At 71.8% G+C, this 11749-nt stretch carries 11 protein-coding genes; 4 read left to right on the forward strand and 7 right to left on the reverse strand.

The genetic code is table 11. The features are described 5' to 3' along the window. The first annotated feature begins 328 nt into the window (after positions 1 to 328). From CG747_RS35605 to CG747_RS35615, 3 genes are all read left to right on the forward strand, one after another. A complete protein-coding gene (locus tag CG747_RS35605) occupies positions 329 to 1459 on the forward strand; it encodes an ABC transporter ATP-binding protein (protein ID WP_100606028.1) in 1131 nt (376 codons plus the stop codon). Positions 1460 to 1774: 315 nt separating this feature from the next. Next, a complete protein-coding gene (locus tag CG747_RS35610) occupies positions 1775 to 2191 on the forward strand; it encodes a hypothetical protein (RefSeq protein WP_100606029.1) in 417 nt (138 codons plus the stop codon). Between the two features lie 30 nt (positions 2192 to 2221). Next, positions 2222 to 2950 (forward strand): nucleotidyltransferase family protein, encoded by a 729-nt coding sequence (locus CG747_RS35615; RefSeq protein WP_100606030.1) that lies wholly within the window; start codon positions 2222 to 2224, stop codon positions 2948 to 2950. Between the two features lie 257 nt (positions 2951 to 3207). Here CG747_RS35615 and CG747_RS35620 read toward each other — a convergent pair whose 3' ends face one another. From CG747_RS35620 to CG747_RS35650, 7 genes are all read right to left on the reverse strand, one after another. Beyond that, positions 3208 to 4782 (reverse strand): DoxX family protein, encoded by a 1575-nt coding sequence (locus tag CG747_RS35620; RefSeq protein ID WP_257980955.1) that lies wholly within the window; start codon positions 4780 to 4782, stop codon positions 3208 to 3210. Between the two features lie 179 nt (positions 4783 to 4961). After that, positions 4962 to 5918 (reverse strand): 23S rRNA (guanosine(2251)-2'-O)-methyltransferase RlmB, encoded by a 957-nt coding sequence (gene rlmB / locus CG747_RS35625; RefSeq protein WP_100606032.1) that lies wholly within the window; start codon positions 5916 to 5918, stop codon positions 4962 to 4964. Positions 5919 to 6070: 152 nt separating this feature from the next. Beyond that, positions 6071 to 7465: a cysteine--tRNA ligase gene (cysS, locus tag CG747_RS35630; protein ID WP_100606033.1), complete on the reverse strand. Its 1395-nt coding sequence runs from the start codon at positions 7463 to 7465 to the stop codon at positions 6071 to 6073. A 142-nt stretch (positions 7466 to 7607) separates the two neighbouring features. Continuing rightward, positions 7608 to 8012 (reverse strand): PPOX class F420-dependent oxidoreductase, encoded by a 405-nt coding sequence (locus CG747_RS35635; protein WP_100606034.1) that lies wholly within the window; start codon positions 8010 to 8012, stop codon positions 7608 to 7610. Positions 8013 to 8158: 146 nt separating this feature from the next. Continuing rightward, positions 8159 to 8692 carry a 2-C-methyl-D-erythritol 2,4-cyclodiphosphate synthase gene (gene ispF / locus CG747_RS35640; protein ID WP_100606035.1) on the reverse strand — a complete coding sequence of 178 codons (534 nt, stop codon included), beginning with the start codon at positions 8690 to 8692 and terminating at the stop codon, positions 8159 to 8161. Then, entirely contained in the window at positions 8685 to 9446 is a 762-nt protein-coding gene (gene ispD, locus CG747_RS35645) for a 2-C-methyl-D-erythritol 4-phosphate cytidylyltransferase (protein ID WP_100606036.1), read from the reverse strand. Before ispD ends, ispF begins: the two co-directional genes overlap by 8 nt. 436 nt (positions 9447 to 9882) lie before the next feature. Further along, positions 9883 to 10365 (reverse strand): CarD family transcriptional regulator, encoded by a 483-nt coding sequence (locus CG747_RS35650; protein ID WP_003953493.1) that lies wholly within the window; start codon positions 10363 to 10365, stop codon positions 9883 to 9885. Positions 10366 to 11111: 746 nt separating this feature from the next. Between CG747_RS35650 and CG747_RS35660 the strand changes: the two genes are divergently transcribed. Next, the gene (locus tag CG747_RS35660) at positions 11112 to 11720 is read left to right on the forward strand and encodes a DUF461 domain-containing protein (protein ID WP_100606037.1); all 609 of its coding nucleotides are present in this window, start codon (positions 11112 to 11114) and stop codon (positions 11718 to 11720) included. Positions 11721 to 11749: the final 29 nt, after the last annotated feature.

The raw sequence follows: 11749 nt of genomic DNA on the forward strand, positions 1-11749 counted from the left end.
TGAAGTGTACCTAGGCGCGCCCGATGCCCGTTGCCTTATTCGACGACCGCCCCGCAGTCGCCCCTCCTGGCCCCGCCCCCCACTTCCCCGTAGCCCCGCCACCACCCCGCCGCAGCCACCCCCCTGGGGAGGTGACAGGGGTGGCCCCACCCAACGACCGCATTTCGTGACCGCGCACCTACTGACACCCGGCTCCGGCGCCGGTAGCGTCACCAGCGGTTTGCCGCTGTGGACTACACCACTTCGCGTGGTGTGCCTCCCGTGCGGCAGGCCGTCCACTCCTTTACTCGGATCGTCCGGCACGTTCCTGCCGGTGAAGGGACACACCATGGCAACGGTCACGTACGACCAGGCAACCCGGATCTACCCGGGTTCCGACAAGCCCGCCGTCGACAAGCTCGACATCGCCATCGAGGACGGCGAGTTCCTCGTACTCGTCGGGCCCTCCGGATGCGGCAAATCCACCTCGCTGCGGATGCTCGCGGGGCTGGAGGACGTCGACGAGGGGGCCATCCGCATCGGCGACCGGGACGTCACGCACCTGCCGCCCAAGGACCGGGACATCGCCATGGTGTTCCAGAACTACGCGCTGTACCCGCACATGACGGTCGCCGACAACATGGGCTTCGCCCTCAAGATCGCCGGCGTGCCGAAGGCCGAGATCCGGCAGAAGGTCGAGGACGCGGCGAAGATCCTGGACCTGACCGAATACCTCGGGCGCAAGCCGAAGGCGCTCTCCGGCGGCCAGCGGCAGCGGGTCGCGATGGGCCGTGCCATCGTCCGCGAACCGCAGGTGTTCCTCATGGACGAGCCGCTGTCCAACCTGGACGCCAAGCTGCGGGTGCAGACCCGCACCCAGATCGCCGGGCTCCAGCGCCGCCTCGGCATCACCACCGTCTACGTCACCCACGACCAGGTCGAGGCCATGACCATGGGCGACCGGGTCGCGGTCCTCAAGGACGGGCTGCTCCAGCAGGTCGACTCGCCGCGCAACATGTACGACCGCCCGGCCAACCTCTTCGTGGCCGGCTTCATCGGCTCGCCCGCCATGAACCTCATCGAGGTGCCGATCACCGACGGCGGCGTGAAGTTCGGCAACAGCGTGGTGCCGGTCAGCCGGGAGGCGCTGGCCGGCGCCGAGGGCGACAAGACCGTGACGGTCGGCATCCGGCCCGAGCACTTCACCGTCGTCGAGCAGAACGGCGCGGCCGCCGAGTCGCTGTCCAAGGAGGCCGGCGACGCCCCGGCCGGCCTGCCGGTGACGGTCAACGTCGTCGAGGAACTGGGCGCCGACGGCTACGTCTACGGAACGGCCGAGGTCGGCGGGACGGTCAAGGACCTGGTCGTACGGGTCAACGGCCGCCAGGTCCCGGCCAAGGGGGCGCGGCTGCACGTGGTCCCGCAGCCGGGCGAGACCCATGTCTTCTCCACCTCGACGGGGAAGCGGCTGACCGACTGACCCGACAGCCGACCGGCCGGGCCGGCGGGCCGGGCGGGGCCACCGGGCCCGCCCGGGACGGGTTTACCGCGGTGGCGGTGTGGGGTATTGCGCGTCCCCCGCACCGCCGCCGCGGCGCGTCCGGACCGCTTGCGGACCCGCGCCCGCAAGCCCGCGGCGGCATGCCGCACACCCCTCCACACCCCTCAAAATCCGCCCCGGAGGCGGCTTTTCGTACCAGTGCGTCAACCCAACAACCGCACCGACGAGCCATTCCGTCCCCCGATAAGGTGACCGAATGTCGCCAAATCATCACCCCTCGCTACCATCACGACCGTGAACTCCGCAGCCCGCCGTATCGGCCGAACTCTCGCCCTCGTCCTGCCCGTCGTCCTCGTGCTCTCCGGGACCCTCGCGGTCACCCGCGTCCCGTGGGCGTCGAAGACCTCCGAGTCGCAGGTACTCGCCGCCTCCTCCGGGAAGGCCTCCACCCAGGCCGGCCCCCGCGCCGCCCAGGACGTCCTCCGGGACCGCCTCCTGGTGGAACTCCAGGAGAAGGACCCCGGCGTCGCCCTGACGCACCTCCAGGAGGCCACCACCGCCCGGCCCTCGCTGGCCAAGCACTGCGCCTCCATCGCCCGCGCCCTCGGCCGCGCCGCGGTCGCCAAGTACGGTGCCGCGCACCGCGCCCAGGCGTTCTCCCGCCCGGTCTGCGACACCTCCTTCGCCACCGGCGTGGCCGCCGCCCAGTGACCACTGCTCGCACCGCATAGGGTGCGAACCATGACAGGCGCCCCGTATCCGTACCCCACGCAGGCCGTGGTCCTGGCCGGTGGCCAGGGCTCCCGTCTCCGCCCGTACACCGACGACCGCCCCAAGCCGATGGTCGAGATTCCCGGCACCGGGACCCCGATCATCGGCCATCAGCTGAACTGGCTCGCCGAGGAGGGCGTCACCGACGCCGTCGTCTCCTGCGGGCACCTCGCCGAGGTCCTCCAGGACTGGCTGGACCGGACCCGACTCCCCTTGCGCGTCACGACCGTTGTCGAGACCGAGCCCCTGGGCCGCGGCGGCGGCCTGAAGCACGCCGCCGGTTCCCTGCCCCGCCCGGACGAGCCCTGGTACGCCACCAACGGCGACGTCTGGACCCGCTTCCCGCTCCGCGAGATGGCCGCCTTCCACCACGAGCGCGACGCCGCCGCCACCCTGGCGCTGGCCCGCCCGCGCATCCCCTGGGGCGCCGTCGAAACCGACGCCTTCGGGCACGTCCTGGACTTCATCGAGGCCCCGCCCTCCCCGTATCTGATCAACGCGGGCGTCTACGTCTTCTCCTCGGCCTTCACCGCGTTGCTGCCCACCCAGGGCGACCACGAGCGCACCACCTTCCCGCGCCTCGCCCGGGAACGCCGACTGGCCGGCTATCCGCTCCCCCAGGGCGCCTACTGGCGTGCCATCGACACCGCCAAGGACCTCACCGAGGCCGCCAAGGAGTTCGCCGCACAGGCCCGTTGAGCCCCGGGACGGCGAACGCTCCCCGCGGCCGCCGTACCGCCCCCTGCGCGCCCGAGGCGCCCCCGGACGCCCACCGACGCCGCACCCCGCCCGGCGCGCCGCGGCCGCCGCCCCCGCGACACGGTCGCCCCGACCGACGCGGTCCCCCGGTCAACGCACTCGTCCCCGACCGCCCGCCACCCCCTGGCCCTGGGGCCATGAGGGATCGGAGCGATCGGGGACGCGTCGTACGGACCGGCTGCCGGTCCCGTGCGGGGTCAGCCCAGCAGTCCGCCGAGGGTGCTGCCGCGGCCGGAGTCGCCGCCGGGGGTGCCGCTGCTGGAGCTGCCGGTCGTACCGCCACCGGTGCCCGGCGTCTGCGTACGGGCCGGGGCGTGGGCCGGGGCCGAGTGCTGCGGGGCGCTGGTGGTCGCGCCGGGCCGGTGGGTCGAGCTGCCGGTGCGGCCGGCGGCCGAGGGGGTGCCGGGGGCCGAGGCCGACGGCAGGCCCGGCTGGTGGGCCTTGCGGGAGGCGCCCGTGGAGGGCGCGCCGGGGTGGTGGGGGGTGTGATGGCCGGAGTGGGAGGCGCCGTGGCCGGGTCGCGGCAGGGGCGAGCCGGGAAGGTTGTTGATCGCGGGCTCCCCGGGCCGCGGCACGGTCGGCACCCGCGCGGTCCGTACGGCACCGCCCAGCAGGGAGCCGACGAGCAGGGTCAGGCCGGCCACCACCGCGGTCATCACGGCGCCGCGGCGCAGCACCCGGCGGCGCAGTGCCCCGACATCGACGCGCGGGCCGAGCCGCCGCCATGCCTCACCGGCGAGCCGGGCGTCCATGGAGTAGACCGGGGCACCCGCGATGATCAGCGGGCTCCAGGCGGCGAGGTAGATGATGTCGGGGGCGTCGTAGGCGGGCAGGGTGCGCCAGCTGACGGTCATCAGCAGCGCCGCGGAGAGCAGCGCGCCGAACGAGGCGGCGACCCGCTGCCACAGTCCGCAGATGGTCAGCACGCCCACCACGACCTGGAGGAAGGCCACCGTCAGCCCGGCGCCGACCGGGTGCGCGACCGCGAAGTCCCGCAGCGGGACGGCCAGTTCCCAGGGGTGGAGGGAGAGCAGCCAGGTGACCATCGAGCCGCGCTGGCCGCCGTCGAAGTAGACGGGGTCGCAGAGCTTGCCCATACCGGCGTAGACGGAGATCAGGCCGAGGAAGATCCGCAGCGGCAGCAGGACGACGCCGAGGTTCATCCGGCGGCCGGGGTAGTACGCGTGCCGCACGCTGTCGCCGCCGCGCCGTCTGGCCCCGGTGTCGTGGAAATCGCGCGCCTCGAACCGCTCGTCGTCGGCGTCGTCCGCGCCGCCGTCGCCGTACCGCGGTCCGGGGAACGGTCCGGGCAGCGCGCGGGTGCCGCGCGGCAGGGTGTCCTCGTCGTCGACGGGGCCGCGCTGGCCGATGACGGTGGAGGCGGGGGTGTCGCCGAGCCGGACCCGGGGGAGCACCTGGGTGGTGCCGATGTCCTCGGCCGGGCCGGAGTCCAGGCCGACGCCCGCGTCGCGTACCGCGTGCAGGAGCTGGGTGGTGGCGCCGGCCGCGCTGCCCGGTTCGGTGCGGCCGCTCCAGACCACGGGCGTGCGGCGTCTGGGCGGCGATCCCCGGAGAGCGGGGACGCGCGCAGTCTCGGCCAGGGCGCCGGCGACCACGGGAGCGGCGAGCTGTACGCGGAAGCTGGCGTGGTTGACGATGACCTGCGCGGGATCGCACGGCACCTTGACCGAGCTCAGGACCGGCTCGTCGTCGAAGCTCGACGACGAGCGTCCCCCCGTAGGCGTGCGGGGTGTTCTGGTGTCCACGCTCATCTAACCGAGTGACCCGCGGTTAAGACACTGCCTTGACCGGCCCGATCTGTCCGAGACCCGTCAAAAGATCACGTGATACGGCGAGGACGCACGGAGCGTCATGTTGTGCCCCGGGCCGGGCGGCGGTGCGGCGCCACCCGGCCCGGGGCACAGCCGGGAACACCCGGCGACGGCCACGGTCAGCCGCGGCGGCGCGCCGCCTCCCAGAGCACCACACCGGCCGCGACACCGGCGTTCAGCGACTCCGCGCCACCCGGCATCGGAATCCGCACGCGCACGTCGCAGGTCTCGCCGACGAGCCGCGACAGGCCCTTGCCCTCGCTGCCGACGACGATGACGACCGGGCCGTCCAGGACCTCCAGGTCCTGCAGCTCCACGTCCCCGTCCGCGGCCAGGCCGACCACCGTCATACCGGCCTTCTGGTACGACTCCAGAGCGCGGGTCAGGTTGGTGGCCCGGGCCACCGGCGTACGGGCCGCGGTGCCCGCCGAGGTCTTCCAGGCACCGGCGGTCATCCCGGCCGCCCGGCGCTCCGGGACGACCACGCCGTGGCCGCCGAAGGCCGACACGGAGCGGACCACGGCGCCCAGGTTGCGCGGGTCGGTGACGCCGTCCAGCGCGACGATCAGCGGGTCCTCGCCGTCGTCGAAGGCGGCCGCGGCCAGGTCCTCGGGGTGCGCGTACTCGTACGGCGGAATCTGCGCGACCAGGCCCTGGTGGTTGAGGCCGTTCGTCATCCGGTCCAGCTCGGCCCGCGGCGCCTCCAGGAGGTTCAGCCCGAGCTCGTTGGCGAGCTGGAGCGCCTCGCGCACCCGCTCGTCGTTGTCGATGAACTGCTGCACGTACAGGGTGGTGGCGGGCACGCCCTCGCGCAGCGCCTCGACGACCGGGTTGCGGCCCACGACCAGCTCCGCGGTGCCCTTGGGGCCACCGCGCCGCGGGGCCGGCCGGCGCCCGGCGGCGACCTGCTTGGCCTTGGAGTTGGCGATGCGGTTCTTGACGTGCCCCTTGCGCGCGGACGCGGGCGGCGTCGGGCCCTTGCCTTCGAGAGACCGGCGCCGCTTACCGCCACTGCCGACCTGAGCGCCCTTCTTGTTCGACGTGCGGCGGTTCCTGCGCTGGCTGTTGCCGGCCATGGGTCACCTGTTTCTTCACTGCTCTCGACGTCTCGCGACGTGGAGTGGGTACGTACGTATGGATTGAGTGTCGCCCGCGGCCACGAGGAAGGGCGAATCCGGCTGGTGGCCGGGGGTGCGGCCGGCCCCCGGGAGGGTCCCCGGGGATCGGCTCAGGACAGCGACCAGCGCGGACCCGACGGGGTGTCCTCGATGGTCAGACCGGACTGCTGGAGCTGGTCGCGGATGGCGTCGGCGGTGGCGTAGTCCTTGCGGGCCCGGGCGCCCTGCCGCTGTTCCAGGACGAGTCGGACGAGGGAGTCCACGACCCCGTGCAGGTCCTCGCCGCGGTCCGCGCCGCTGCCCGACCAGCGCTCGTCGAGCGGGTCCAGGCCGAGCACCCCGAGCATCGCCCGCACCTCGGCGAGCCGGGCCACCGCGGACTCCTTGTCGTCGGCGGTCAGCGCGGAATTGCCCTGCCGGACGGTGGTGTGCACGATCGCCAGCGCCTGCGGGACGCCCAGGTCGTCGTCCATCGCCTCGGCGAACGCCAACGGCACCTCGGCCGCCGGCTCGACGACCCCGGCCTTCTCCACGACGCGCTGGACGAAGCCCTCGATCCGCGCGAACGCCGACTCGGCCTCGCGCAGCGCCTCCTCGCTGTACTCGATCATCGAGCGGTAGTGCGGGGTGCCGAGGTAGTAGCGCAGCACGATCGGCCGCCAGCGCTTGACCATCTCCGAGACCAGCACGGAGTTGCCCAGCGACTTGGACATCTTCTCGCCGCTCATGGTCACCCAGGCGTTGTGCGACCAGTACGCGGCGAAGTCGTCCCCGTACGCCTTGGCCTGCGCGATCTCGTTCTCGTGGTGCGGGAAGACCAGGTCGACGCCGCCGCCGTGGATGTCGAAGGCCGTGCCGAGGTACTTGTGGGCCATCGCCGAGCACTCCAGGTGCCAGCCCGGCCGGCCGCGGCCCCAGGGGGTCTCCCAGCTGGGCTCGCCCTCCTTGGCCGCCTTCCACATGGCGAAGTCGCGTGCGTCGCGCTTACCGGTCTCGCCCTCGCCGGACGGCTGGAGGAGGTTGTCCAGGTCCTGGTTGGAGAGCTGGAGGTACTCCGGGAAGGACCGCACGTCGAAGTAGACGTTGCCGTCGGCGGCGTAGGCGTGGCCGCGCTCGATCAGGCCCCGCATCATCTCGATCATCTCGGGGATGTGGCCGGTGGCGCGCGGCTCGTAGGTGGGGCGCAGGCAGCCGAGGGTGTCGTAGGCCGTGTTGAAGGCGACCTCGTTCTCGTAGCCGATCGCCCACCACGGGCGGCCCTGCTCGGCCGACTTCTGGATGATCTTGTCGTCGATGTCCGTGACGTTGCGGACGAACGTCACGTCGTAGCCGCGGTGGGCGAACCAGCGGCGCATGATGTCGAAGTTGAGCCCGGACCGGATGTGCCCGATGTGCGGGGCGGCCTGCACGGTCGCACCACAGAGGTAGATCGAGACACAGCCCGGCCGAAGCGGGGTGAAATCGCGAATCTGCCGGGCGCTGGTGTCGTACAGGCGAATCGTCACGGGACCAGGGTAGTCGGAACGCGGGAGTGCCCCGTGCCCTATTGAGCACGGGGACACGGAAGCTTCGCGGCTGTCCGATCCGCCGGTCTTCCCGTACGGAATTCCTCCGGGCGCAGACGCCGCGCCGCCCGGTGGAAACGGCTCAGACGCGCCCGACCACCTTCCGCGGGGTGATCCGGACCACGACCCGCTGGTCGTCGTCCACCGAGGTCGGGTTGAACTCCGCATACGGCTTGCCGGTGTACTTCAACGACAGCTCGTCGATCAGCTCCTGCCCGCCCTCGGTGCTGAGGCTGGCCTCGCCGCGGATCTCGGCGTAGGTGTACGGGGCGTCGAAGGGCTGGAGGACCACCGACACCCGCGGGTCGCGGCGGATGTTGCGCTCCTTCCGGCGGCCGACGGTCGTCGAGATCAGCAGGTCGTCGCCGTCCCGCTTCACCCAGACCGGGGAGAGCTGGGGACTGCCGTCCGGCTGGACCGTCGCCACGGTCACGAAGACCGGGGAGTCCAGCAACTCCTTGAGCTGGTCGGAGAGCGTTGCAGTCACGAAGGATCCTTCCTACGGGCCGAACCGTCGGCTTCCGATGGACACCACTGCCCCGGATTCTTCCCCAACACCCTTTGCGGCGCCGGACATTCCCGCAGCGTGCGGCCCCGATCGGCGGAACGCCGCGGTTCGACCCGAAGAACCCCTCAGCCGGTGCGCACCACCAGGGCGGTGGCGATCGCGGCCAGCCCCTCGGCGCGACCGGTCAGCCCCAGTCCGTCCGTCGTGGTGCCGGAGACCGAGACCGGTGCCCCGACCGCCGCCGACAGCGCCCGCTGCGCCTCGTCCCGGCGCTTGCCGATCTTCGGTCGGACGCCGATGACCTGCACCGCGACATTGCCGATGGCGAACCCCTCGGCCCGCACGATCCGCGCCGCCTCGGCCAGCAGCGTCACCCCGGAGGCACCGGACCACTCCGGGCGGGAGGTGCCGAAGTGCGCGCCGAGGTCGCCGATGCCGGCCGCGGAGAACAGCGCGTCGCAGGCGGCGTGCGCGGCCACGTCGCCGTCGCTGTGCCCGGCCAGGCCGTAGCCGTCGCTCTGCGTGTCGTCCCAGAGCAGCCCGGCGCACCACAGCGGGCGCCCCTGCTCGAAGGCGTGCACATCGGTGCCGACCCCTACGAGGGGCAGCCCGGGCAGTGCGGGAACCTGCGCGGACGCGTCAGCCGACGTCTCAGACATAGCCATCGGTGGCCCTCCTCCGGGCGAGTACGGCCTCGGCCAGGACGAGGTCCAGCGGCCGGGTCACCTTGAACGCTTCTTCGTGGCCCGGGACGAGCACCACCGGCTCCCCGAGCCGTTCCACCAGCCCGGCGTCGTCGGTGGCGCCCTCGCCCTCCACGACGGCCTCGTGCGCCTTGCGCAGCGTCGGCAGGTCGAAGCCCTGCGGGGTCTGCACGGCGCGCAGCAGCGACCGCTCCGGGGTGCCGACCACCGGCTCCGGGGTGCCCTGGGGGCGCGGCTCGACCTGCTTGACGGTGTCGGCCAGCGGCATCGCGGGGACCACGGCCGGGGCGCCGGCGCGGACCGCCTCGATCACCGCGTCCACGGTCTCGACCGGCACCAGCGGACGCGCCGCGTCGTGGACCAGCACCACGTCGATGCCGCCCGGCAGCGCGGCCAGCCCGAGCCGGACGGATTCCTGGCGGGTGGCACCGCCGGGGACCACGGTCAGTTCGGTGCGGTCGGCGAGCGGATGGGCGTCCAGCAGGCGGCGCACCTCCTCGGGGCCGTCCGGTGGGGCGACCACGACGATGTGCGTGACGGCCCGCGAGGCGGCCATCGCGCGGACCGCGTGGACCAGCATCGGGGTGCCGCCGAGGGTGCGCAGCGCCTTGGGTGTGCCGGGACCGAGCCGGACACCGCGGCCGGCGGCAGGGATGACCGCGGCGGTACGGGCCGGGGTGGTACCGGCCGGGGGGGAAGGATCTGACATCGATGGCTCCGAAAGTCCGGGCGAACCCGGAATTGGGGCAGACAGGTTTGTTTCCTCGGGCGAGGTGGGTATGGCCTGGGAGTGCCGGGCGTTATGCCTTGACCGGAACCCTTCCGTGACAGCGGTCGGGGCAGCAGCCCGAGCCCGGCACGCCACCGGACGCACCCCTTGCTCGTGGAGCTCGGGGGAGGGACCGGCGGGCTTCACCGAGGAAGCCGCCGCCGGCTCGGTGTCCGGCCTTCCCATGCACCACCCGCAGATATGCCGTAGATATGCCGCAGCGCCCGGCAACAGACCCTCCGCTTCGGGGGTCGTCACTCGGGCACCGCGGCATTGCTACGTTGCTGCTGTGTTGTCACACCGTGTCGTCGTCACGCCATAGTCGTCACACCGTGTCGGCGTCACACTGTGTCGCCACAGTCAGCCGTGCGCATCGTCAGGACGCGAGGACCTCGTCGAGCAGGGCCTCGGCCTTGTCTTCGTTGGTGTTCTCCGCGAGGGCCAGCTCGCTCACCAGAATCTGGCGGGCCTTGGCGAGCATCCTCTTCTCACCGGCGGAAAGTCCGCGCTCGCGCTCACGCCGCCACAGGTCACGGACGACCTCGGCGACCTTGATCACGTCGCCAGAAGCGAGCTTCTCAAGATTTGCCTTGTAGCGACGGGACCAGTTCGTCGGCTCTTCGGCATACGGTGCACGCAGCACCTCGAAGACCCGATCCAGTCCGTCCTGACCAACCACATCGCGTACGCCGACGAACTCCGCGTTGTCCGCTGGCACACGAACAGTCAAGTCGCCCTGGGCGACCTTCAGCACCAAGTAGGTCTTGTCCACGCCTTTGATCTGGCGAGTTTCGATGGCCTCGATCAGCGCGGCCCCGTGATGGGGATAGACCACGGTGTCGCCAACCTTGAACGTCATGTGACAGGTACCCCTTCCGTGGCTATCCATGCTAACACGGGAACGGACCGTTCTGAATGGCGTTTTCGCAGGTCAGGGCATATCTCGGGGCTTGACAACAGCGACCGGAACGTGCTGCGAGGGGGCTCCTGGTGCAGGTATTCGCAGGTCGGAGGGGCTTCCCGGGGGCACGGAATGCCACCCGCGGCACACCGGAAACACAATGATCAACGGGGTAAAAGTCACAGTTTGCACCGATCCGCATGAGCGAGTTCCGCTACTCCGTTCGGATGCTTGCCGGTGACCCGGGCGGGATTCCCTGAATTGATCAACGATCCCGCACGGTGGTGTGTGATCAATTTCGGGCGGCATGTGCATTCCTTGTGAATACCTCTTTTCGCCGAGGGAAACACCGCGGCGGCCACTCGAACAGCCGCCTGCTGAATATGCCAGCCAGTTCTGCGGAGATCGCCACCGAGATCGGTCCGAGAACGCGTTCCGGAAATCCCGGCCCGGGGCCTTCGGACGGTTCGCCCGGCACCGCCGCGGCGGGTGGACCGGACCGGCCGGGAGGCGCGTGATCGCGTAGGAGGCGGGTCGGGTGCGGCGCCGCGAGAGCGGCTCGGTAACCTAGCGGCGCTGACCCACCCTTAGGGCGGCTTTACGTGCCCGTCGCCATGACGTGTGCGCAAGGTCGTCCCAGCCGTCCATCCGCGACCGGGCACGAACGTTCGGCCGCCGTAGCTCGTCAAGGAGATGCCGCCGCCGTGAGCCGCAGCCTTCGACGCGGCGTCCTCGCCGCCACCGTCCTCTCGCTCTCCATCGCCACCCTTTCCGCGTGCGGTGCCGGGAACGACGCCCAGACGCTGGAGGTCAAGCCGGACAACGCCGAGACCAGCGTCGGTGACATCAAGATCCAGAACGTCAACGTCGTCACCCAGCCCGACGCCAACGCCAAGGGCCCGGCCGCGATCACCGCGACGGTGTTCAACAGCGGCACCAAGGACCAACAGCTGACCGGGATCACGGTCGACGGCACCGGCCAGTCGGCCAAGCTGTCCTCCGTCAAGATCGACGTGCCGGCCGGCGGCTCCGCCGTGATCGGCGGCAAGGGCAACCCCAGCGCCCTCCTGGAGAGCGGCCGGGAGGCCGTCCAGGACGGCAACCTCCAGCCGCTGACCTTCAGCTTCAGCGCCGCCGGCCAGGTGAAGATCGGCGCCTACGTCGTCCCGGCGAAGAGCATCTTCGAGAACTACGGCCCGTCGGTGTCGCCGCAGCCGTCCACCTCCGCGAGCGGCAAGCCCTCGGAGTCGGGCGCCCCGACCAGCCCGAGCGGCTCCGGCAAGCCCTCGGAGTCGGCGCACGCCGGCCACTGAGGCCCGCGGCGCGCAAAGCCATGTGAAGG

Source organism: Streptomyces sp. CB02959, from assembly GCF_002803155.1.
In the GTDB taxonomy this organism is placed as follows: domain Bacteria; phylum Actinomycetota; class Actinomycetes; order Streptomycetales; family Streptomycetaceae; genus Streptomyces.

Coding starts and splice junctions, on each gene's coding strand:
- CG747_RS35605 (WP_100606028.1), top strand. CDS start 329: ATGGCAACGGTCACGTACGACCAGGCAACCCGGATCTACCCGGGTTCC.
- CG747_RS35615 (WP_100606030.1), top strand. CDS start 2,222: ATGACAGGCGCCCCGTATCCGTACCCCACGCAGGCCGTGGTCCTGGCC.
- CG747_RS35620 (WP_257980955.1), bottom strand. CDS start 4,782: ATGAGCGTGGACACCAGAACACCCCGCACGCCTACGGGGGGACGCTCG.
- rlmB (WP_100606032.1), bottom strand. CDS start 5,918: ATGGCCGGCAACAGCCAGCGCAGGAACCGCCGCACGTCGAACAAGAAG.
- ispF (WP_100606035.1), bottom strand. CDS start 8,692: ATGTCTGAGACGTCGGCTGACGCGTCCGCGCAGGTTCCCGCACTGCCC.
- ispD (WP_100606036.1), bottom strand. CDS start 9,446: ATGTCAGATCCTTCCCCCCCGGCCGGTACCACCCCGGCCCGTACCGCC.
- CG747_RS35650 (WP_003953493.1), bottom strand. CDS start 10,365: ATGACGTTCAAGGTTGGCGACACCGTGGTCTATCCCCATCACGGGGCC.